We start from the raw sequence: 21,492 nt of genomic DNA on the forward strand, positions 1-21,492 counted from the left end.
TCCCGTGGGTGTGAAAGGATCAGGCCGGCTGGGGTGCCGGTTCGCCCGCGCGATCCCTGCGGCCCGCCATGGCGAGCAGCAGCATCGGCAGGAAGCAGAGGACGAGGGGCGCGCCGATCACCAACCCCGCGATGATCGCCGTGGCCAGCGGCGTCTGAAGCCCCGCGCCCCGGCTGATCCCAAGCGCCAGCGGCAGCAGCGTGAGGATGGCGATCAGCGCCGACATCAGGATCGGGCGAAGCCGTGCCCTGCCGGCTTCCAGCAGGCTCGCGGCGGTCACCGGCGCGTCCGGTGGCAACTCCGCGAGGAAGAAGATCGCAAGCTCCGTGAGCATGCCGACCACCATGGTGAGACCCATCATCGCCGAGATGTCGAGCTCGGTGCCGGTCAGCCAGAGGCCGAAGAACACCGCCGTGATCGACAACAGAACGGTGGCGAGCACGGCGATGGTGAAGGCCCAGCGCTCGAACAGCAGGGTGAGCAGCAGCGCGGAGAGCAGCAGCGCGGCGACGAACACCGTCGTGAGATCGGAGAAACTCTGCCTCTGCTGGGCGTAGAGACCGCCATAATCGACGCGGATCGTGGCCGGCAGATGCAGGCCGTCGACCGCCGCCCGAACCTCCTTCATGCCGGTGCCGAGATCCTTGCCCTCGAGCCGTGCCGTGACGGGGATAAAGGGCGCAAGGTCCTCGCGGGTGATCTGCCGCTGGCCCGCCGCGATGCTGATCTTCGCGATCGAGCCGAGGCTCGCTGTGCGGCCGTCGGGCGCGCGCAGCAGCAGTGCACCCAGCGCATCTGTCCGGCTGCGCAGATCCTGCGGCAGACGCACGCGCACGTCGATCACCTGCTCGCCCGAAAGGATCGAGGTCGCCACCGTGCCACCGACCTGCGCCTCGACCTGCTTGGCGACAGCATCGGGATCGAGGCCGGCCATGGCGGCGGCCGATCGATCGACGTGGATGTCGATGGCATCGCCCGCGACGCGCAGGCCATCGACCACCTCGACGACGCCGTCGATCTTGCCGATCGCATCGGCGACCTTCTTGGCCGAATCCACCAGCTCCGCATCGTCGTCGCCAAACAGCTTGACCTCGATCGGCTGCGGCACGGCGGTGAGATCGCCGATCAGGTCTTCCATCAACTGCGCGGTTTCTATCTCGAGGCCCGGAACCTGGTTCTCAACCTTGCCGCGGATCTCGCTCATCACCTCGTCGATCGGGCGGCGGCTGCCGCCCTTGAGGCGGATGAAGAAATCACCCTCGTCCGCCTCGGTCAGTCCCCCGCCGAGCTGGACGCCGGTGCGGCGCGAATAACTCGCGACCTCGGGCGTCTGCCGGATGATCGTCTCGACCTGACGGAGCAGGCGATCGGTGTCGGACAGCGCCGCGCCGGACTTCGCCTTGTAGTCGAGGATGAAGCCGCCCTCATCCATCGCCGGCATGAAGCCTGACTGGATGCGCGTCCACGCGAAGCCGCCGACCGCGATCAGCAGCACGGCGACGATCGCCGCCAACAGCGCCGGGCGTGCAAGCGCCCACGCACCGAGCCGCTCGTAGCGATTGGCGACGGCGCTGGTCATCCGCTCGGCCTTGTCGGCGGCCTCCGCGTCCTTCAACGTCAGCCAGCGATCCGCGACCAGCGGCAGGACGTAGCGCGCGTAGAGCAGCGAGACGCCCAGCGCCGCCACCATCGTCACCGCCAGCGCCTTGAAGAAGCCGCCCGTCACGCCCGAGATGAAGGCGAGCGGCAGGAATACCACGATCGTCGCCATGGTCGATCCGAACAGCGGGCGCGCCATCTCGCGCGCGGCGGCCAACATCGAGGGACGCGTCTCTTCGCCCTCGGCTTCCTGCAGGCGGCGCATGAGATGCTCCAGCATCACCACCGCGTCGTCGACGACGAGGCCGACGGCCGCCGCCATGCCACCGAGCGTCATCATGTTGAAGCTCATGTGGGCCACGGCGAGCGCGAGGCAGGTCGCCGCCAGCGTAGCCGGCAGCAACGTCGCGGTGATCACCATCAGGCGCCAGGATCGCAGGAACAGGAACAGCACCACGCCGGCCAGCAGCGCGCCGAGCAGGATCGCGTCGCGCACCGCGTCGGCCGCGCCGACCACCAGTTCGGACTGATCGTAGAAGAAGCTGACCTTGACGGACTGCGGCAGGTGCGCGCCGTCGAGCCGGGCCTGCACCTCTCTCGCCAGCTTCACCGCATCGGCGGTGGGCGTCTGGCGGATGTTCACCAGCACCGCCTGCGTGCCGTTCGAGGTGACGCGGGTCCACGCCGGCGCGGGCGCGCGGCGGATCGTCGCGACCTGCCCCAGCGTGGCGACGCCGGCTCCACTGGTCGTGCCCGCCTTCACGGGGATCGCGGCGATGTCGGCCTCGGTGGCGAGCTTGTCGTCGACCAGTGCTAGGTAGAGACGATGTCGGTCTTCGATACGGCCGACCGCCGCGACGCTGTTGGCGGAGCCGAGCGCCGTCGAGACGTCGGCGACGGTCAGGCCAAGCGCCTGGAGGCGAGCCGGATCGACCTCGACCTCCATTTCGGGCGTGGCACCGCCCAGCACGTCGACGCCTGCCACCCCCGGCACGGTCGAAAGAAGCGGCCGGAGGCGGAGCTGTGCGAGTTGCTGGAGGGCAACGCCATCCAGCGTGTCGGACGTCAGCGAGATGCCGAGCACCGGGAAGATGGTCGGGTCCGAACGACGCACGGAGAAGCGCGTTCCGGCCGGCAGATCGGGCAGGATCGTGGCGAGCACGCCCTGCGTGGCAAGCGTGGATGCCACCATGTCGTCCCCCCAGCCGAAGCCGAGATCGACCTCGGCCGATCCGCGACTGGTGGTCGAGCGGATCTGGGTGACACCGGGCACCTCGCGCAGCGCGATCTCCGCTGGGCGGGTGATGTCGGCAGCCATCTGGGTCGCGTCGCGCTCGCCCGCATCGATCGAGACGACGACGCGCGGATAATCGATGTGCGGGAACAGGGTAACAGGCAGGCGCGTGGCGGCGACCAGCCCGGCCAGCGTGACGAGAAACACGCTGAGCCAGATCGATCGGCTGTGCCGCTGCATCAGCTCCCTCATTGCGCGGCCCCCTGTTCGGAGACCTTCATGCCATCCTCGAGCGCAGTGCCGCCTACGGTGACGACCTTGTCACCCGCCGAGAGACCCTTGAGAATCTGGATACGGTCCCCCGTCGAGTTACCCGGCGAGACATCCTGCTCGTGGGCGACCCCGCCCCGGATCACGAACACGTAGCTGCGGCCGCCATCATCGAGCAGCGCGCCGTAGGGGATCGTGATGCCGTCGGACTTCGCCGCGAGCGACAACGATCCGCGCACCGCCTCGCCCGGCCCGACCTCGAAGCCGGCCGGAACGTCGCCGTAGACGGAGGCCAGCCGTGTGGTCGGATCGACCTGGGTATCGAGGCCGTCGACGGCGATCATCGCATGGGACGAGCCGGAAACACTGCTGAGTTCCAGCGGCTGCCCGATCCTCACGCGCTGGGCGATCGCCGGATCGATCCCGAAGCGGGCGCGGAGATTGCCCTTCACGGCGATGCTCGCGACGGTGGCGCCGGCGGCCACCTGATCGCCCGTCCTGGCCGACAGAGCCTGCACCACACCTGCCATCGGCGCGCGAAGCGCCATGCCGCCGCGTCCGATCCCGAAATTGGCGAGCGTCGCGCGCGCCGTCTCCGCGGCCGCCCGCGCGGTCTCGACGTCGGCATCCGAAGCCAAACCGTCTGCCCGGAGGCGTTTGGCGCGAGCATAAGCCGCAGCCGAAGATGCCGCGTCGGCCGACGCCTTCGCCATATCCGTCGCAGTGGTGCGGCTGGGGTTCAGCGTCGCGACGACCTGGCCCGCGCGCACAACCGTGCCGTTGGGCGCGAGGATGCGGTCGACGATCGCCTCGGCCGGCGCGATCAGGCTGCGTTCGCCGCCCGGCCCCGCTTCCGTCGCGCCATAGATGATCGTCTGTTCGGCTGTCGCGCCCATCGTCGCCGGGGCGGTACGCACCCGTGCGACCGGATCGGCCTTGTCGCCCGCATCACCGCCACCGCCGCCCGAGCCGCACCCCGCGAGCAGCAGCAGGGGAATAAGTGCGATCGTCCTGGTCATCGGGTCCATCCCTCGCTGGGTCCGCCCGAGAGAAGTTCGAGCGCGATGGTCTGTTCGGCAATCTGCTGGTCGAGCTGCGACAGGGTCAGTTCCCGGTCGCGCACCGCCTGTTCGGCGGTGGCGGCCGCGGCGGACGAAAGGTCGCCGCGTTTCACCGCAGTTGCTGAGGCGTCGGCTATGCGCTTCATGGCAGGCAGCTTGGCGAGCAGATCGGCCCGCTGCTGCCGAACGGTATCGATGCCCGTCACGGCTGTCGTGATCTCGGCGCGCGTCTGGAACAGCCGTGCCTCATATTCCGCCTTGAGCTGCGCCCGCGTCGCGGTCGCGATCGCGATGCCGCCGCGATTGCGGTTCCACAAAGGCAATGTGAAGCCGATCGCCGGGCCGATCGTGCGGTTGTCGCTGGTGTCGCGCGCGCTCGCCAGCGTCAGCGACAGATTGGGGAATTGATCGAGGATCGCTTTATGGACGTCGGCTTCGGCGGCATCATAGCCGGCGCGCAGAGCTTGCAGATCGAGACGTCGAGTAATGGCTTGCGAAACCAGAGTGGCAGGATTCGGAGCCTGGACAGGTTCCGGCGGCGGGGCGATCCGGAGCACGGTTTCCGGCGGAAGGCCGAGCAGCTTGTTGAGTTCCATCTGCGCGGCGCCAAGATCGGTGTCGGCCTGCCTCGCCTTGTCGGTGGCATCCAGCGCGGCCTGCCTGCGCGTATCGACATCGGCGCCGGAAATATCGCCGCGCCCTCCGGCACGAAGGCTCGCCTCGAACAATTGCTCTGCGGATGCGGCGCTCGCCTTCGCGATCGCCAGCTGCCGGGCCAGCGCGAGGATGCGCACGCCCTGGAGCCGCGCCTGCCCCGCAGCCTGCCACTCCGCCCAGGCGAGATCGAGGCGAACCTGCCTCTTGCCCGCCTCGTTGCTCTGACGCTCCACCCGTGCGGTGCGAAGCTGGTTGAGGTCCATGGCCAACTGGCCGCCGAAGGCATCGAACATGTCCGGGCCGGCGAGCAGCTTGTCGTAATTGGCCTGCACCTGCGGATCGGGCAGCAACCGCGCCGCAAAGGCCTGCGCGTCGGTGACGCCGACCTTCGCGCGCTGCGCCTTCAGGTCCGGATTCTCGAGTACCGCGATCACGGCGAGCGCGTTCGGCGTGAGCGGCCGCGTCCAGTCGATCGGCTGCGGCTGCAGATAGGGCCGGTCGATCCGCGCCGCGTCGGCCGATACGATCGCCATGTCAGGCGGCGCGAGAGTCGCGCTGACGTCCGCGAGGGGCGCAGGCCTGTAGCTCGCGCACCCCGTCAGGAGAGACACGGTGCCCAGAACGAGCCCGGTTCGGACCATCCTGCTGCTCATCGACGATCGTTCCGCTGCAGCGGCATGAGGCGCTCCCTTTTCAGGAATGCGCTATGCAGCAGGCAACATTGGGCCAGCATTGGCCGAACATTGGGAATCACCAACTTGCGGCGAGCCCCGAAAACTGCCCATCATAAAAGGCAAGCGGCCACCATCAGATCGATCATGAAGCTCCTCCTCCTCGAAGACGACGATGCGACGCGGGTGCAGGCGGCGCGCCAGCTGACCGCCGCCGGTCATGTCGTGGAAGCGTGCGCCACCGGCCCAGAGGCCATCTTCATGGCGACACAGGGCGATTACGGCGTGCTGATCCTCGATCGGATGGTGCCTGGCCTCGACGGGCTCTCCGTCCTCAAGGCATTGCGGGCAGCCGGGGTTCGCACCCTGGCCCTGTTGCTGACCGCGATGGACGGGATCGACGACCGGGTCGAGGGGCTGGAAGCCGGCGCCGACGACTATCTGGTGAAGCCTTTCGCGGCGGCGGAGCTCATCGCCCGCGTCAACGCGCTGTCGCGCCGTCCGCCGATGTCGGACACGGCGGTGACGGCGACGATCGGCGATCTTACGATCGATCGGGTCAAGCGGACAGTCACGCGCGCGGGGCAGCGGATCGAACTGCAGGCGCAGGAATTCAAGCTGCTCGATTATCTGATTCAGCATTCGGGCGAGGTCGTGACCCGCACGATGCTGCTCGAAAACGTCTGGTCCTTCCACTTCGACCCGCAGACCAACGTCATCGAGAGCCACATGAGCCGGCTGCGCGCCAAGGTCGATCGCGGTTTCGGGCGGGATCTGATCCAGACGGTGCGCGGTGCCGGTTATCGGATCGATGACTGAGCCCCTCCAACGCAGCCAAAGCCCGTTCCGAAGCGGCGCCTTCCGCTTCGCACTGGTGTTCGCGGCCGTCTTCGCGATCGCGGCCTTTCTGATGCTCAGCATGGTGCGTCATCAGATCGGCCACTATGCGCACAAGGCCATGGAGGGATCGCTTACCAGCGAGACCGCCACGCTGATCGCCGAAGAGCCGGAGGGGCTTGCCGGGGAAATCCGGCGCCGCATGGGTGCGACCAACGGCGCCGCCTTCCAGTATCTGCTGCTCGACCGTCAGGGACGTTCCCTGGTCGGCGCCATTCCCCAGGCGACGGCGCACGAAGGCTGGGGTTCGGTCGTCATGCGCGAGCACGCGTCGACGCCGACCGACCCGGAAGGGCCCGAACGGCTGATGACCCTTGGAACCCGGCTGGCCGACGGATCGCTCCTCGTCGTCGCGACCGATGGCTTCGATGTCGACAAGGTCGGTGGCCATATGACCCGGTTCACCATCCTGTGGGCGACCGCGATCACGCTGATCGCGCTCGTCGGCGGTTGGATGACGGGGCTGATCTTCCTGAGACGGATCGGGGCCGCCAATGCGGCAATCGAGCGGATCGTGGCGGGCCGCACCGAGCAGCGCCTGCCGATGATCGGGCTGGCGCCGGAGCTCGACGATCTCGCCCGCAACGTCAACCGGATGCTCGATCGCATCGACGGGCTGATGGAGGGCCTGAGACAGGTATCGACCGATGTAGCCCACGATCTGCGCACACCGCTCACCCGCCTGCGCCAGATGCTGGAAGCCGCGCGGGAAGCCGCCGGGCGCGAGGAAACGGACGCGGGCATCGAGATCGCGCTGGCACAGGCCGACCAGTTGCTCGCTACTTTCCGGGCGATCCTGCGGCTGGCGCAGATCCAGGGCGGCGGGCGCCGTACGCCCTTCGCCCCCGTCCATCTCGACGAGTTGCTCAGAACCCTGATCGAGACGTACGAACCCGTGGCCAGCGATGCCGGGCATCTGCTGACGGCGGACATGGTGGCCGGGGCAGTGGTGAAGGGCGATGCGGATCTGCTCGCCCAGCTCTTCGCCAACCTCATAGAAAACGCCATCATCCACACGCCGTCGGGCACGCGGGTCTCGATCGAGGTGCAGCGCGAGGGCGACGCGATCGAAGTCGTGGTGCGCGACGACGGGCCGGGCGTTCCCGGCGCTGAGCGCGAGCGGATCACCCGGCGCTTCTATCAGGTCGATCCGAGCCGCAGCGGCGGCGGCTCCGGCCTCGGCCTTTCGATCGCGAGCGCGATCGCCACATTGCATGAAGCGCAGCTGACCATCGAAGACGCCCTGCCCGGCCTTCGTATCGGCGTCGCTTTCGCTCAATACAGCGGCACTCCCGAAAACCTGTAGCCGCTCGACAACTCACCGCGGCTCTGGGAGTGGCTGACTATCTGCCGACAAGAAGAATTACCGCCACCTGCGACCGGACCATCTCGCCGACTTCATCGAGGGCGTGGAGGATTACTGGGCGGAGGTGGGCGAGCACACCGCCGCACACCTGCGATCCCACAGTGATCCCAAAGTCATCGCTTTCGGAAAATCGAGACGAGGCTGAAAATAAAAAACCCTGCCGAAGCAGGGCTTTGAGAAATGGTGGAGCCGAGGGGGATCGAACCCCTGACCTTCGCAATGCCATTGCGACGCTCTCCCAGCTGAGCTACGGCCCCACACTTTTCTGCCCGATCCGGCTGGGTTCCGGCCTCGGGAGCGCCGCCTTTAGGGCAGGCGGCCCACCCTTGCAAGCGCCTTTCCGGGGCCTTCGCATTTTTCTGCGAGAGGCCCCGGATGGACGCCCGACGACGTGCTTACTGCTCGTCCTCGTCGTCGTGCTTGGCGACGCCGAGATCGTCGTCGCCACCGATATCGGTGTCGTCGTCCGCCGGCTCCTCGTCATCGTCACCGATGTCCAGATCCTCGGCGAGATCCGAATCTTCCTCTTCCTTCTTCTCCTTGACGGGCTTGGGCGCGTCGAAGGGCAGCGGCTGCTTGGACTTGAGCACCGGTTCCGGCTCCCACTGGATCCCGCACGCGATGCAGGTCACGGGGTCTTCCTTGCCCAGATCATAGAAGCGGGTGCCGCACTTCGGGCAGGTCCGCTTGGTGCCCCATTCAGGCTTCACCATGTTTCGTCCACATCCAATCGCTCGAGAGAAGGGCGCGCCCGGCGGCAACCACCGGAATCGTCAGGCCGCGCGCCTTGCCATAGCGGGACGCCGCTGTCAAAAGCCCGCGCGCATGAGCCACGCAGCCCCCTCCCCACTCCGCCTCTCCACATCGCGGCCCCTGTCGGGCACGGTGCGCGTGCCCGGCGACAAGTCGATCTCGCACCGCTCGCTGATGCTCTCGGCGCTGGCGGTGGGCGAGAGCCGCGTCGAGGGGCTGCTGGAGGGCGAGGACGTGCTCGCCACGGCGCAAGCGATGCGCGCGATGGGCGCCTCGATCGTACGTGGCGAGGACGGGCTGTGGACGATCCATGGCGTTGGCGTCGGTGGCCTGCTCCAGCCGGAAGCCGCGCTCGACATGGGCAATTCGGGCACCTCGACCCGGCTGCTGATGGGCCTCGTCGCGAGCCATGCCGTCACCGCCACCTTCGTGGGCGATGCCTCGCTGTCCAAGCGGCCGATGGGGCGCGTGATCGATCCGCTGTCCAAGATGGGCGCCGAATTCATCCCCTCGCCCGGCGGCCGCCTGCCGCTGATGGTGCGCGGCCTCGTGCCCGCCGTGCCGATCGAATATCGCCTGCCAGTCGCCTCCGCGCAGGTGAAGTCTGCGGTGCTGCTCGCCGGCCTCAACGCGCCCGGCATCACCCGCGTGATCGAGCCGGTGCCCACCCGCGACCATAGCGAGCGGATGCTGCGCGGCTTCGGCGCCGAGCTGACCGTCGAGGAGGTCGGCGGCGAGCGGATCATCGCGATCACGGGCGAGGCCGAGTTGAAGCCCCAGCATATCGTCGTGCCGGGCGACCCCTCCTCCGCCGGCTTCCCGGTGGTGGCGGCTTTGATCGTGCCGGGTTCGGAAATCGTGGTGGAGAATGTCGGCCTCAACCCGACACGCGCCGGCCTCTACGAAGTGCTGCGCGCGATGGGCGGCGACATCGTGCTCGAGAACGAGCGCACCGTCGGCGGCGAGCCGGTGGCGGACCTGCGCGTGAAGGCGTCCAGCCTCCAAGGGATCGAGCCGGACCCGTCGATCGTTCCCTCGATGGTGGACGAATTCCCGATCCTCTTCGTCGCCTGCGCGCTGGCGCACGGCCGCTCGACCCTGCGGGGGCTGGAGGAGCTGCGCGTCAAGGAATCGGATCGCATCACCGTGATGGCCGAAGGGCTGCGCGCGATAGGTGCCACCGTCGAGGAGGTGGAGGACGGCCTGATCATCGACGGCACCGGCGGCGAGACGCTGGCCGGCGGTGCGACGGTCGCGACGCACCTCGACCACCGCATCGCGATGAGCTTCGCCGTCGCCTCGCTCGCGTGCCGCCAGCCGGTGACGGTCGACGATCGCGCCCCGATCGCGACCAGCTTCCCGATCTTCGTGCCGATGATGGAGTCGCTCGGCGCCGAGAGTCACGGCGCGGTGGTGGCATGAGCCATTTCGCCGCCACCATCATCGGCCTGATCGGCAGCGCGACCTTCATCATCGCCTTCGCCTACGCCAACATCGCCAAGGCGATGGACAAGCGCCTTTTCAACGCGATGAACCTGGTCGGCGCGATCCTGCTGCTGATCTCGCTGAGCGTTGATTTCAATCTCCCCTCCGTGGTGCTGGAGAGCGTGTGGGGGATCATTGCGCTGATCGGCCTGATCGCGGCACTGCGCGGCAACCGGACACCTCAGATATGATTATCGCCGTCGACGGGCCCGCGGCCTCGGGCAAGGGCACCATCGCCAGGGCGCTGGCGAAGCATTACGGCCTGCCGCATCTCGACACCGGCCTGCTCTATCGCGCGGTCGGCATTGCGGTGCTGCGCGCCGGCGGCGATCCGGCGGACGAGGGCGACGCCTTCCACGCCTGCGCCTTCGACGACGCGCTGCTCACCGATCCCGGCCTCAAGAGCGAGGCCGCCGGCCGCGCCGCCTCGATCGTCTCGGCCCATCCCTCGGTGCGTGCCTCGCTGCTGGAGCGCCAGCGCGACTTCGCCCGGCAGAAGGGCGGCGCGGTGCTCGACGGGCGCGACATCGGCACGGTGATCGCGCCGGAGGCCGACGCCAAGCTGTTCGTCACCGCCTCGCCCGACGTGCGGGCGCGGCGCCGTTTCGACGAGTTGCAGCGCATGGGCCTCGCCGTCACCTACGAGCATGTGCTGGGCGACATCCGCGCACGCGACGAACGCGACTCCGGCCGCGGCATCGCCCCGCTGAAGCAGGCTGACGACGCCGTTCTGCTCGATACCAGCGCACTGAATGTCGAAGGCGCGGTGGCCACCGCGATCGGGCTGGTCGAGCAACGTCGCAAGACCTGAGGCCCGCGCATCGGGCAAATGGAGACCGACATGCAGCGACCGGATATCGGCGACCGGACCAGGGCCTTCTGCGAGCGTTACGGCATGGCGCTGCCGATCTGCGAGGCGCCGATGGCGGGCGCCGCCCCGGTCGGTCGTGCGATCGCGGTGGCGCAGGCGGGCGGCATGGGCGCCGATGGCGCGGTGTTGACCGCTCCGCACGCGATCACCCGCTGGGCCGACGCCTTCCGCGCCGCAACCGACGGCCCCTTCCAGATCAACCTCTGGGTGCCCGAGCCGGCGCCCGTGCGCGACGCGGGTCGGGAAGCCGCCATCCGTGATTTTCTCGGCCAATGGGGCCCGCCGGTCGAGGCCAGCGCCGGCGATGCCACCCCGCCCGACTTCGCCGCGCAGACCGAGGCACTGCTGGCCGCAAAGCCGACTGCCGCATCGTCGATCATGGGTCTCTTCCCGCCCGATATGGTTGCCGCGCTGAAGGCGGCCGGCATCGCCTGGTTCGCCACCGCCACGACGCTGGCCGAGGCGCTGGCGGCGGAGGCGGCCGGGGCCGATGCGGTGATCGCGCAGGGGTTCGAGGCAGGCGGCCATCGCGGCACCTTCGATCCCGTCGCGGCGCGGACGACGGGCGTTGGGCTGATGGCGCTTGTCCCGGCGCTGGCCGACCGCCTCTCGATCCCGGTGATCGCGGCGGGCGGCATTGCAGACGGTCGGGGCATCGCCGCCGCGCTGACGCTGGGTGCCAGCGCGGTGCAGATCGGCACCGCCCTGCTCCGATCGGACGAGAGCGACACGCCGGCTGCATGGGCCGACGCGCTGCCCAGTACGCCGCCCGAGAGCACCACCATCACCCGCGCGTTCAGCGGGCGCCCCGGCCGATCGATCGTCACGCCCTATGCCGCGTCAGCCATGCCCGATCCCGCGCCCTACCCGGTCCAGCGCGGCCTCACCGCCGCGATGCGCGCCGATGCGGTGAAGCGCAACGATCTCGCCGCGATGCAGGCGTGGGCCGGCCAGTCCGCCGCACTGGCGCGGAGCGGCCCGGCAGGCAAACTCGTGCAAGGCTGGTGGGAGGAGGCGCGAAGCCTCCTGCCCTAGCGGCCCGGCAGCGGCGGCTGGTGCCGGATCGCGAACAGGAAGCCCAACAGAGCGACGACACTGGTCGCGACGCTGACGATCGCCAGTGCGAGGCCGATATGCCCCTCCCCGCCCAGCATCGCGCTGATCTGCGGGACGAGGCTGGGCGCGATGCCCAGGCCGCCGACCGCGCCGATCACGATGAACAGGCCTAGGCAGAAGCCGCGCACCTCGTTGGGAATGTAGATCGAAAGCGCCGTCGCGGTGACGAGACCGGTCACTCCGCCGCAGGTCAGCAGCAGGCCGAGCGCCCAGGCGAAGCCGGTCGATGTCGGCATCACCGCGAAGAAGGCGGCGGGGATGGAGAGCGCGGCCGCCGCGATCGCCGCCGCCAGCATCCCGCCGGGGATACGCCCCTTCTGCCCGAAATCGGCCACCAGCCCGCCCAGCATCGCGCCGACGATGCCCGACAGCAGGATCACCAGCCCCATCCAGCCGCCAAACTGTTCGGGGCGCAGATGATAGTCGCGGGTCAGCACCGGCGCGGCCCAGACGCTCGCCGCCATGTCGGCCATCACCACCGTCACCTGCCCGATGAACAACGGCACGACGAAGCGCGCGCGCTGGCCGATCTCCGCCAGCGCCTCGCGCAGCGGAATATGGATATTCTCGGCGATCTCGTGGCGCGGCGGCTCGCGCAACAGGGCGAAGCTCGCCAGCGAGAGCAGGCTCGCGCCCGCGAACAGCAGCTGCGCCTGCCGCCACGGTGCCATCCCGCCGATCGGCAGCGCGGAGACGGCGACGCCCGCCAGCTTGCCTGCCACCGCGAAGGCGATCGCGGAACCGGTCATCAGGCCGAGCTGAAGGAACAGCATCGCCCGGCCGCGCAATTGCGGCGCGACGAGATCGGCGCAGATCGAGATCGCCACGGGCAGCGCGCAGAAGCCCGCCAGCACGCCCAGCATCCGCCCCGCGAACAGCAAGGCGAAGCTGGACGCCACGCCCGCAATTCCAGTGCCGACGATGGAAACGAGCGTGATCCCTGCCAGCAGCCGCACGCGATGCGAGCGGTCGGTCAGGCGCCCCAGCGGCAACGACAGCAGCGCGATTGGCAACGCACCGGCGATGCCTTGGATCAGCCCCAACTGCGTATCGCTCAGATGCAGGTCGGTCTTGGCCAGTTCCTGCACCGGCGCGAAGACGAGCCGGAGCGCGGCGCCGACCAGCAGGTTGAGCGTCAGCACCGCGATCGCGATCACCACGCCCGAGCGACGCATCGTCACGGCAGGAGTCGGCGCCTCTGCGGACGCGACGAACACGGTCACTGGCCGGCCTTCAGGATGTCGTCGATCGCGGCATCGAAATGCGTGTTCATCGCCGCCACCGCCGCCTCCGGGTCACCATCCGCGATGGCGCGTGCGACGGCACGGTGGCGGGCGATCGTCGCGCTCTTTTCCTCCTCGGTGACGCGCGTGCCCCAGGCGGCGGGGACGGCCACCTCCATCAGCGGCCCGAAGGCGGAGACGATCTGCACGAACAGCGAGTTGCGCGAGGCCCGCGCGATCGCCTCGTGGAAGGCGATGTCGTGGCGGGTCTTGGCGGCGAGGTCGTCGGCATCCGCCGCCATCGCCTCGGCCAGCGCGACGATCTCGGCCGCCTCGTCGCCAGTGCGATGTTGCGCGGCGAGCACGACGGTGCGCATCTCGATGGTGCGGCGCACGTCCCACACGTCGGCGACGCTGATCTGCGCGGTGGTGATGCCGTGGCCGAGTGCGGCCGCCATCACCGATCCGTCGAGCGCGCCGACCTTCGCCTTGCGGCCGTTACCGACGTCGAGCAGCTTGAGCGCGCCCAGCGCCCCGAACGCCTCGCGCATCACCGCGCGGCTGACGCCCAGCTGCGAGGCGAAATGCCCTTCTCCGGGCAGCGTATCGCCGACCCGCAGATGCTGGTCGCGGATATGATCCTTGACCGCATCCATCGCGCGCTGCACGAGCGAGCCGCCATCAGCGCGGCGCGCCATGTCCATCGCCGTTTCCATGGTCTCCGTCCCTTTCAGGCCGCGATGCGGCCGGCGCGATAGTCGCTCGGCGTCACGCCGAAGCGGCGCACGAACGCCCGACTGAAGCTGGCATTGTTCTGATATCCGTTGCGGTAGCCGATCGAGGAGACCGGCAGGTCGGTGGCGACCAGCATCTGGCTCGCCTGCCCCAGCCGCCGTTCGGAGATCGCCTCCGCCACCGAGCAGGAGAAGAGCGCGCGGAAGCCGCGGCGCAGTTTCTCGCGGTTGACGCCGCACGCGCCCGCGATGCTCTCCAGCGTCAGTCGTTCGTGCCAGCGCTCCTCGATCAGCCGCCGCGCGCCGAGGATACGCTGGGTGTCGGCGTGGCTCAGCACGGTCTCGGCGGCGAGCGGCATCAGCGCGCCGTCGCGGAGCAGGCGGGTGGCTTCGCAGAGCAGTTCCACCGCCTTGGCCGCGCAATAGAGATCGCCCGGTTCGCCGGGGAGATCGCAATCGAGCATCGCGCGCAGGATCGAGCGCAGCTCGACCGGAAGGTGGAAGTCGGCGTCCGCATCGCGCGGAAACGGCGTGGCGAGCCGGCGGAACACCGCCTCGTCGAACAGCATCACCACGCGAGATCCGGTTTCACCCCGCACGAGCGCCGCAATCGCCTCGCCCTCGACGAAGCGGAGGCTGGACTGAGCAGAGTCGCAAGCCACCACCACCGGCCGTTCCGGATACGGGGCGGCGTCGATCGCAAAGGGACGGATCAGAATGGTGAGTTCAGGCGAGACCACCACGTGCCGGTTGCGCGCCCCGAAATCCTCGGCCTGCCGAATCTCCATCCCACCTCTCCGTATCTTATGGAGATATCGATACACCTATCGGACAGGTCAATCAACCTATCCGATAGCATAAGTCAGAGCGCGAATATCTTGCCCGGATTGAACAGATCCTTCGGATCGAGCGCGCGCTTGATCATGCGCATCATGTCGACCGCATCACCGAGCTCGTCGACCAGCGCCGCCTGCTTGCCGAGACCGATGCCGTGCTCGCCTGTGCAGGTGCCGTCCATCGCCAGCGCGCGGGCGACGAGGCGACGGTTGATCGCCTCCACTTCCTCCATCTCCTGCGGCGCGTGGGGATCGATAGAGAAGACGACGTGGAAATTGCCGTCGCCGACATGGCCTAGGATCGTCGCCGGAATGTCCGATCCGTCGAGGTCGCGCCGGGTCTCGGCAATGCACTCCGCGAGGCGGCTGATCGGCACGCACACGTCGGTCGCCCAGCCGACCGCGCCGGTGCGCAGGTTGACCGCCGCATAATAAGCCTCGTGCCGCGCCTTCCAGAGCTTCGATCTTTCCTCAGGCCGGTTCGACCATTGGAAGTCGCCGCCGCCGTTCGCCGCAGCCAGCTCGCCGACCAGCCGCACCTGCTCGGCGACATGATCGGGCGTGCCGTGAAACTCGAAGAACAGGGTGGTGAGTTCCGGATAATCGAGCTTCGACCAGCGGTTGACCGCCATCATCTGCATCGCGTCAAGGATTTCGACGCGGGCGAGCGGGATGCCGAGCTGGATCGCCTGCACCACCGTGTCCACCGCACCGCCCAGCGTCTCGAACGGGCAGACCGCCGCCGAGATCGCCTCGGGGATCCCATGGAGGCGCAACGTGATCTCGGTGATGATGCCGAGCGTGCCTTCGGAGCCGACATAGAGGCGGGTGAGATCGTAGCCCGCCGCAGACTTGCGCGCGCGCCTTGAGGTCCGGATATCGCGCCCGTCGGGCGTCACCACCCGCAGGCTCAGGATCGCCTCGCGCATCGTGCCGTAGCGCACCGCGTTGGTGCCCGATGCCCGTGTAGAGGCCATGCCGCCGATCGTCGCGTTGGCGCCCGGATCGATCGGGAAGAACAGCCCCATGTCGCGCAGATGCTCGTTGAGCTGCTCGCGCCGCACGCCCGCCTGCACCGTGCAGTCGAGATCCTCCTGATTGACCGTCAGGATGGCGTTCATCTCGGAGAGATCGACGCTCACCCCGCCCGCGATCGGCAGCGCATTGCCCTCGATCGAGGTGCCCGCGCCGAACGGCACGACCGGCACCTCGGCGGCGGCGCAGAGCTTGACCAACGCCACCACCTCCTCGGTCGATCGCACGAAGACCACCGCGTCGGGCAGAGCCGGTGCGAAATGCGTCTCGCTCTGCCCGTGCTGGAGGCGCATCGCCTCGCCGGTGTGGACACGCTCGCCGAAGAGCGCGCTGAGATCGTCGAGGAAGCCGCCGGGCAGCGGCCTCCGGTCGATCGCGATGGTCGGCGCGCTCATCGTCAGAACTTGAAGCCGGCGCGCACGCCGTAGCGGCGCAGATCGCCGATGATGCCGAGATCGGAGGCCGGAAGCCCCGCCAGCTGCAGCGTCGTCTTCTCGATATAGCTCTCGAAATAATGCTTGTTCAGGATGTTGTTGGCGAACACCGCGAATTCGAACGGGCCGGTGTGGTAGGTGATCGAACCGTTGACCAGCGCATAGGGCCGCAGGATGGTCGGCGTCGTCTGGTTGAGCGTCGCGGCGAGGCGGCTGCCCTTGCCTGAGACGCCCGCGCTGAACGTCACCGTATCGTCGCCGCCCACCTTCACGACGTAGTCGGTGTTCAGATTGTAGGTCCAGTCGGGCTGGAAGGTCAGCCGGTCGCTGGAGAGCGTGCGGCCGGTCACCTCGGTATATTCCGAACTGTCGATCAGGCGCGAGTGCATGTAGGTCAGGCTGCCGGAGATGGTCCAGGCGCTGATCGGACGCAGCCGCGCCTCCAGCTCGGCGCCGTAGCCGTGGACGTGGCCGGCGTTGAGATCGACCGTGACGAGGCCGCCACCCGCCGCCGGCGCGACGCTGTTGAGGCCGATATAGTGGCGATAGTCGTTGTAGAAGACGTCGCCGGACAGGGTCAGCAGGCGCGAGGCATATTTGGTGCCCACCTCGTACGTCCAGGCGGAATCGCCGCGATAGGTGCGGGTCGGCGCGGTCGGCGCGTTGAAGCCGCCGCCGCGATAGCCGCGCGACACCGAGGCGTAGCTCATCAGATGCTGGTCCCAGTGCCGGGTGAGCGTGAAGCGCGGCTCGACCTGGTTGGACTTGATCTGCGCCGGATCGACCGGGCCGCCGAGCGTAAGCGGGCCGCCCGCCGTCGGGATGGTCTGGTACAGGCTGCCCGTCGCGGTGCGGTTCTCATGGTCGTAGCGCAGACCGAGCGCCACTTCCCACGCCGCGCTGGGCTTCCAGAAGACCGTGCCGAAGGCGGCATAGGTGTCGCCGACGCGGCGATCGGTCGAATTGCTGGTGACGCCCAGGATCTTGATGTTGGTGAACCCCTCGGTCGCCAGCGTCTCGTGGCTGTAGAACAGGCCGAAGAGCGTGGAGATCGTGTCGCTCGCCTTGGTGTCGAAGCGCAGCTCGACCGTCTTGGTGCCGAGCCGGTCGCGGCCCGCCTGGCGCACCGCGTCGAGCGGGCCGAAATCGCCGTCGGTGTCGGGCGCGTTGCTGGTGCGGCCGTCATAGGCGCCGATCAGCGTCACCTTGGTGTTGATCGCGTCGATCGGCGTCTCGATCTTCGCGTTCACGCCGTAATAGCGGTAGTTGGTGATGCCGAGCGTGTTGAAATTGTTGAGCCGCGAATAATCGGTCGGCCCGCTCACCCAGGCGTAGGGCACGTTGGTGCCGACGATGTAATCGTAGTAGCCGTTGAGCGTGACGGTCACGTCCTCGGTCGGCTCGGCGCGAACGGTGGTGTTGACCGAAGTCGTCTGGAAGCGGTTGGAATCGCCCCCGATCGTGCTGTTCCTGATGAAGCCGTCCTGCTCGCGGTGCGAGGCGGCGACGCGGACCTGCAGCTTGTCCTTGATCACCGGGCCGGAGACCGAGCCGGAGATCAGCCAGCTGTCGTCCGGCCCGGCATAGCTCGCCTGGCCGGCCGCCTCGAAATCGTTGCTCGGCTGGCGGGTGATGACGTTGATCGCGCCGCCCAGCGTGTTCTTGCCGTAGAGCGTGCCCTGCGGCCCGCGCAGCACCTCGATCCGCTCAACGTCGAGCAGCGGGTTGTTCAGGTAGGCGGTGTTCGGGCGATAGATGCCGTCGATGAACAGGCCGACGCCCGGCTGCACGGTCTGCACCAGCGTCACGCCGACGCCGCGGATCGAGACGAAGGCGCGGCCCGCGCCGTCCGAACTGATGTTGAGGCCCGGCGACAGCGACGCCGCCTCGCGCACCGAATTGATGTTGCGCTTGATCAGCGTGTCGCCGGAGATGGCGGTGACCGCGACCGGTACGTCCAGCAGGGTCTCTGCGCGCTTGCGGGCGGTGACCACGATATCGCCGGTGGCGGCTGCCTCGGCGGCGGCCGGTGCCGTGTCCGGATCCGGCGTGCCCTGCGCGGCGGCGACCGCGCCGGTCGCCCAGCCCGCCGCCAATATGGAGCCCGCCAGCAGGGTTGCGAAACGCACCATCAGAAATCCCCTCTCATGCCGCCGGGTTTTCCCGGCTTGAAGGCAAAGCTATCAGACAGGTTTCCTATCTGAAAGGTAGACGTTTGTGCAAATCCGCACGGCCATTTAGCCGATCATCTCAGGAGCAATAAGGCGCGGCGGGCAAGGGTGCCTCGGTCGTGGCCTCGTCCTGCTCCAGCCGACGGACCCAGGGCTTATCCGCGCTGTATTCCGGCCAGGCGAGTCCACCGTCGCGGGCGAAGCCGACCCAGATGGCGTGGATGCGCTTCGCCAGATCGGCGGGCGGTCTCGGGCCGACGAAGCCTTCCTCCCCCGTGCAGCAGGCGATCGTGTCGAACACGAAGGGCAGGTCGATCGCATGGCAGGCGCCCAGCTCGCCGCCGAAAATGGGCGAGCGCCAGCCGAGTTCGTAGAAATGCGTCCTGCCCCGATGCGCGGCCGCGAACGCACGCGCCGGCTGGCGGAAGACCAGATCGCTCAGCGCCTCGGTGAAAGCATCGCCCGCCTTGCGCCTGCCCATTCCGTAGGCCTTCAGGATCGCGCGCGCCTTCGGCACCTTGCCACGCAGGATGAACCAGGCGAGCAGCCGCCCTATCCTGGCCTTCACGCCGGTCGGCACGAAATAGAGGTTCATCTCCTCGGCATTGGTGCCGATCAGCAGTTCCACCTCGGCGCCGGCTCCCTTTGCAAGCGCATCGAGCGGATGCTCGGGAAGCACGTCGTCGCCGAACACGGGCAGGAAGCGGGAGAGACCATATGCCGGCTCGCGCCCCTGCCCGTCGCGCAGATCGATCCGGGTGGTGGGAGCCTGCACCGTCTGCTGGTGCGGGATCCATTGTGCGGGTGACAGCGTGGCGAACCCATCGACGTCCGGCGTCACCCCGGCGAGCTTGGCCAGCTTCGCCGTCGCCCGCCGCGCCACCGCGATCGGCCGCACCATCGATCCATGGCCGCTCTCGACGATCGCGCGGCGGAACAGGCCCTTGGCGAGCGGCGAGGCGATCAGGCAGCCGATCGACATCGCGCCGGCGGATTCACCGAAAACGGTGATATTGGCGGGATCGCCACCGAACGCCGCGATATTCTTCTGCACCCAGCGCAGCGCCGCGATCTGGTCGCGCAGGCCTAGGTTGGTCGGGGCGCCCGGCAGCGCCAGCCAGCCCTCCACGCCCAGCCGATAGTTGATCGACACCAGCACCACACCCGATCGCGCGAAGGCGGTGCCGTCGGTCACCTGCGCGTCGTTGCTCCCGCCGACGAAGGCGCCGCCGTGGATGAACACCATGACCGGCGCGGCGATCGCATCCTCTGGCGCCCAGATGTTGGCCTGCAGGAAATCATCACCCTCGCGCCAGCCGGCACCGATCAAGGGCACGATGTCGAGACCCGGAAAGGCCGGCGTTTTCGCCTGCGGCGCAGTCGGTCCAGGCGAGGATACGTCGCGGACGCCTTCCCACGCCGGATAGGGCTGCGGCGCGGCGAAACGACGCTCGCCCAAGGGGGACGCGGCATAAGGCACGCCCAGGAAGCGCCTCACACCGCCCTCGCTCACGCCTTTCAGCCCGCCTTCGGCCACCGTCGCCAGCGCCTCGCCCATGCCCGTCTCCTGCCTTTATCCTTGCCTTCCAGATAGAAGACCGACGCACGCAGGCAATCGCGCGGACTTTGCCGCGCGGCACTCCGTGTTGATGGAACCTTGCCCCGCCACCCGCGTCTCGGCTGCGTAGCGAAGGGGATGCCCACCATGAGCCGAAGCCTGTTCCAGCACAGCCGCCTGCACGTCCGGCCGGACCCGTCTCGCACCGTGATCCGTCCCTTCTCGCCCTCCTACCCCGATCCCTTCCGCGACGACGAGCATCCCCGCACACGCAAGATCGTCGAGCGCATCCTGGCGCTCGGCGAGGAGGATATCGGGCGCAAGTGCGCGATGGCGCTCGACGCGCTGGGCGGGCGCCACCGCAATGTCGAGGAGACGCTGCTGCGTCGCTACGACGAGATACGCGAGCAGCTGCCGATCTGCGACGAGGCTTCCGACAAGGGGCGCCTCGTCATCGGCGCCTATTTCAGCGAGGAATACAGCTTCGAGGCCGCCGCTTTGTTCAACCCGAGCATGGTCGTCCACCCGGAGCATGAAGACGACGGATCGGGCGCCGTGCGCTTCCTGATGTCGCTGCGCGGCATCGGCGAGGGCCATATCTCGTCAGTCACCTTTCGCACCGGGCGGTGGTCCGAGAAAGACGGCTTCGCGCTGGACGATGCCAGCCCGCAGGCGGTCTCGCCGCGCATCGAAAAGGTCAATGGCGACGGATCGACCTGCATCGTCTGCGAAGGCAGCGAGGACGTGTCCGAGACGGTGCTCTTCCCCGTCACCGACAGCCAGCGGCAGGGCATCGAGGATCTGCGCCTGTGCCGCTTCGTCGAGGATGACGGCGAGGTGAAATATTACGGCACCTACACCGCCTTCGACGGCCGCGATGCCCGTTCCGAGTTGCTGCGCGGCACCGGTTTCAAGAGCTTCGAGGTCAGCCCGCTCACCGGATCGGCGGCGGCGGCGAAGGGCATGGCCCTGTTCCCGCGCAAGATCGGCGGCCGCTACGTGATGCTCGGCCGGCAGGACAATGAGAATATCTGGCTGCTGGAATCGGACGATCTCCACCATTGGGACGGCGGCGCCAAGCTGATCGAGCCGCGCTTCTCTTGGGAATTCGCGCAGATGGGCAATTGCGGATCGCCGATGGAGATCGACGAGGGCTGGCTGGTCATCACCCACGGCGTCGGCATGGCGCGCACCTATTGCCTGGGCGCCGCCCTGCTCGATCGCGACGATCCTTCGAAGGTGCTCAAGCGCACTGCCCAGCCGATCCTGAAGCCCAGCGCCAAGGAACGCGACGGCTACGTGCCCAACGTCGTCTACAGCTGCGGCGGCATGGTGCACGGGCGCACCCTGCTGCTGCCCTACGGCGTCGCCGACAATTTCGCGAGCTTCGCCAGCTGCCCGATCGACGATCTGCTGGCGCGGATGAGTTGACCTCTCATCCTCCCCCTCCCCGCGCTTTGCGCAGGGAGGATGACGTATTCGTTCGACGAACGGCCATTCCGGTTCGACCGGGGCACGAAA

At 68.3% G+C, this 21,492-nt stretch carries 17 protein-coding genes and 1 tRNA gene; 7 read left to right on the forward strand and 11 right to left on the reverse strand.

The genetic code is table 11. From position 1 onward, the window contains the following. Nucleotides 1-19: 19 nt before the first annotated feature. The 3 genes from QGN17_RS08750 to QGN17_RS08760 are packed head-to-tail and all read right to left on the reverse strand — an operon-like array spanning nt 20 to nt 5,354. Entirely contained in the window at nt 20-3,085 is a 3,066-nt protein-coding gene (locus QGN17_RS08750) for an efflux RND transporter permease subunit (RefSeq protein ID WP_281044096.1), read from the reverse strand. After that, entirely contained in the window at nt 3,082-4,122 is a 1,041-nt protein-coding gene (locus QGN17_RS08755) for an efflux RND transporter periplasmic adaptor subunit (protein ID WP_281044097.1), read from the reverse strand. Before QGN17_RS08755 ends, QGN17_RS08750 begins: the two co-directional genes overlap by 4 nt. Then, a complete protein-coding gene (locus tag QGN17_RS08760; RefSeq protein WP_281044098.1) occupies nt 4,119-5,354 on the reverse strand; it encodes a TolC family protein in 1,236 nt (411 codons plus the stop codon). The genes QGN17_RS08755 and QGN17_RS08760 overlap by 4 nt, the downstream gene beginning before the upstream one ends. Nucleotides 5,355-5,639: 285 nt before the next feature. Here QGN17_RS08760 and QGN17_RS08765 point away from each other — a divergent pair, with 285 nt between their 5' ends. Both QGN17_RS08765 and QGN17_RS08770 read left to right on the forward strand, forming a co-directional pair. Then, nucleotides 5,640-6,311, forward strand: a complete 672-nt coding sequence (locus tag QGN17_RS08765; RefSeq protein ID WP_281044099.1) for a winged helix-turn-helix domain-containing protein — start codon at nt 5,640-5,642, stop codon at nt 6,309-6,311. Continuing rightward, a complete protein-coding gene (locus QGN17_RS08770) occupies nt 6,304-7,695 on the forward strand; it encodes a sensor histidine kinase (protein ID WP_281044100.1) in 1,392 nt (463 codons plus the stop codon). Before QGN17_RS08765 ends, QGN17_RS08770 begins: the two co-directional genes overlap by 8 nt. Nucleotides 7,696-7,936: 241 nt before the next feature. Here the strand turns inward: QGN17_RS08770 and QGN17_RS08775 are convergent. Both QGN17_RS08775 and QGN17_RS08780 read right to left on the reverse strand, forming a co-directional pair. Beyond that, nucleotides 7,937-8,012: transfer RNA gene (locus tag QGN17_RS08775), tRNA-Ala, on the reverse strand. A gap of 138 nt (nt 8,013-8,150) precedes the next feature. Further along, entirely contained in the window at nt 8,151-8,468 is a 318-nt protein-coding gene (locus tag QGN17_RS08780) for a TIGR02300 family protein (RefSeq protein WP_022689644.1), read from the reverse strand. 112 nt (nt 8,469-8,580) lie between these two features. Between QGN17_RS08780 and aroA the strand changes: the two genes are divergently transcribed. From aroA to QGN17_RS08800, 4 genes are read left to right on the forward strand one after another with little or no spacing between them, the layout of a single operon-like run. Then, on the forward strand, nt 8,581-9,930 hold the full coding sequence (gene aroA / locus QGN17_RS08785; protein ID WP_281044101.1) for a 3-phosphoshikimate 1-carboxyvinyltransferase: 1,350 nt from the start codon (nt 8,581-8,583) through the stop codon (nt 9,928-9,930). After that, nucleotides 9,927-10,184, forward strand: a complete 258-nt coding sequence (locus QGN17_RS08790; protein ID WP_281044102.1) for a CBU_0592 family membrane protein — start codon at nt 9,927-9,929, stop codon at nt 10,182-10,184. Before aroA ends, QGN17_RS08790 begins: the two co-directional genes overlap by 4 nt. Then, nucleotides 10,181-10,804: a (d)CMP kinase gene (gene cmk, locus QGN17_RS08795; RefSeq protein WP_281044103.1), complete on the forward strand. Its 624-nt coding sequence runs from the start codon at nt 10,181-10,183 to the stop codon at nt 10,802-10,804. Before QGN17_RS08790 ends, cmk begins: the two co-directional genes overlap by 4 nt. Before the next feature lie 30 nt (nt 10,805-10,834). After that, nucleotides 10,835-11,899, forward strand: coding sequence for an NAD(P)H-dependent flavin oxidoreductase (locus tag QGN17_RS08800; protein WP_281044104.1), 1,065 nt, complete (start codon nt 10,835-10,837; stop codon nt 11,897-11,899). On the opposite strand, the gene QGN17_RS08805 is transcribed toward QGN17_RS08800, so the two are convergent. The 6 genes from QGN17_RS08805 to QGN17_RS08830 all read right to left on the reverse strand — a co-directional run bounded on the left by QGN17_RS08805 (nt 11,896) and on the right by QGN17_RS08830 (nt 19,971). After that, the gene (locus QGN17_RS08805; RefSeq protein WP_281044105.1) at nt 11,896-13,203 is read right to left on the reverse strand and encodes an MFS transporter; all 1,308 of its coding nucleotides are present in this window, start codon (nt 13,201-13,203) and stop codon (nt 11,896-11,898) included. The two genes, QGN17_RS08800 and QGN17_RS08805, sit on opposite strands and share 4 nt — an antisense overlap. Then, on the reverse strand, nt 13,200-13,919 hold the full coding sequence (locus QGN17_RS08810; protein ID WP_281044106.1) for a FadR/GntR family transcriptional regulator: 720 nt from the start codon (nt 13,917-13,919) through the stop codon (nt 13,200-13,202). The genes QGN17_RS08805 and QGN17_RS08810 overlap by 4 nt, the downstream gene beginning before the upstream one ends. Before the next feature lie 14 nt (nt 13,920-13,933). Further along, nucleotides 13,934-14,725, reverse strand: coding sequence for a helix-turn-helix transcriptional regulator (locus QGN17_RS08815; protein ID WP_281044107.1), 792 nt, complete (start codon nt 14,723-14,725; stop codon nt 13,934-13,936). Nucleotides 14,726-14,799: 74 nt separating this feature from the next. After that, nucleotides 14,800-16,203: an FAD-binding oxidoreductase gene (locus QGN17_RS08820; protein WP_281044108.1), complete on the reverse strand. Its 1,404-nt coding sequence runs from the start codon at nt 16,201-16,203 to the stop codon at nt 14,800-14,802. Between the two features lie 2 nt (nt 16,204-16,205). Then, nucleotides 16,206-18,374 (reverse strand): TonB-dependent receptor, encoded by a 2,169-nt coding sequence (locus QGN17_RS08825; protein ID WP_281044109.1) that lies wholly within the window; start codon nt 18,372-18,374, stop codon nt 16,206-16,208. 118 nt (nt 18,375-18,492) lie between these two features. After that, nucleotides 18,493-19,971 (reverse strand): carboxylesterase/lipase family protein, encoded by a 1,479-nt coding sequence (locus QGN17_RS08830; RefSeq protein ID WP_281044110.1) that lies wholly within the window; start codon nt 19,969-19,971, stop codon nt 18,493-18,495. Between the two features lie 147 nt (nt 19,972-20,118). Here QGN17_RS08830 and QGN17_RS08835 point away from each other — a divergent pair, with 147 nt between their 5' ends. Then, nucleotides 20,119-21,402, forward strand: a complete 1,284-nt coding sequence (locus tag QGN17_RS08835) for a glycoside hydrolase family 130 protein (RefSeq protein WP_281044111.1) — start codon at nt 20,119-20,121, stop codon at nt 21,400-21,402. Nucleotides 21,403-21,492: the final 90 nt, after the last annotated feature.

This window comes from Sphingomonas oryzagri (assembly GCF_029906645.1).
Taxonomy (GTDB): Bacteria; Pseudomonadota; Alphaproteobacteria; order Sphingomonadales; family Sphingomonadaceae; genus Solisphingomonas; species Solisphingomonas oryzagri.

Excerpts from the sequence above, each read along its gene's own strand:
- QGN17_RS08750 (WP_281044096.1), bottom strand. The coding sequence starts at position 3,085 with ATGAGGGAGCTGATGCAGCGGCACAGCCGATCGATCTGGCTCAGCGTG.
- QGN17_RS08755 (WP_281044097.1), bottom strand. The coding sequence starts at position 4,122 with ATGACCAGGACGATCGCACTTATTCCCCTGCTGCTGCTCGCGGGGTGC.
- QGN17_RS08760 (WP_281044098.1), bottom strand. The coding sequence starts at position 5,354 with ATGGCGATCGTATCGGCCGACGCGGCGCGGATCGACCGGCCCTATCTG.
- QGN17_RS08765 (WP_281044099.1), top strand. The coding sequence starts at position 5,640 with ATGAAGCTCCTCCTCCTCGAAGACGACGATGCGACGCGGGTGCAGGCG.
- QGN17_RS08770 (WP_281044100.1), top strand. The coding sequence starts at position 6,304 with ATGACTGAGCCCCTCCAACGCAGCCAAAGCCCGTTCCGAAGCGGCGCC.
- QGN17_RS08780 (WP_022689644.1), bottom strand. The coding sequence starts at position 8,468 with ATGGTGAAGCCTGAATGGGGCACCAAGCGGACCTGCCCGAAGTGCGGC.
- aroA (WP_281044101.1), top strand. The coding sequence starts at position 8,581 with ATGAGCCACGCAGCCCCCTCCCCACTCCGCCTCTCCACATCGCGGCCC.
- QGN17_RS08790 (WP_281044102.1), top strand. The coding sequence starts at position 9,927 with ATGAGCCATTTCGCCGCCACCATCATCGGCCTGATCGGCAGCGCGACC.
- cmk (WP_281044103.1), top strand. The coding sequence starts at position 10,181 with ATGATTATCGCCGTCGACGGGCCCGCGGCCTCGGGCAAGGGCACCATC.
- QGN17_RS08800 (WP_281044104.1), top strand. The coding sequence starts at position 10,835 with ATGCAGCGACCGGATATCGGCGACCGGACCAGGGCCTTCTGCGAGCGT.
- QGN17_RS08810 (WP_281044106.1), bottom strand. The coding sequence starts at position 13,919 with ATGGAAACGGCGATGGACATGGCGCGCCGCGCTGATGGCGGCTCGCTC.
- QGN17_RS08815 (WP_281044107.1), bottom strand. The coding sequence starts at position 14,725 with ATGGAGATTCGGCAGGCCGAGGATTTCGGGGCGCGCAACCGGCACGTG.
- QGN17_RS08820 (WP_281044108.1), bottom strand. The coding sequence starts at position 16,203 with ATGAGCGCGCCGACCATCGCGATCGACCGGAGGCCGCTGCCCGGCGGC.
- QGN17_RS08825 (WP_281044109.1), bottom strand. The coding sequence starts at position 18,374 with ATGGTGCGTTTCGCAACCCTGCTGGCGGGCTCCATATTGGCGGCGGGC.
- QGN17_RS08830 (WP_281044110.1), bottom strand. The coding sequence starts at position 19,971 with ATGGGCGAGGCGCTGGCGACGGTGGCCGAAGGCGGGCTGAAAGGCGTG.
- QGN17_RS08835 (WP_281044111.1), top strand. The coding sequence starts at position 20,119 with ATGAGCCGAAGCCTGTTCCAGCACAGCCGCCTGCACGTCCGGCCGGAC.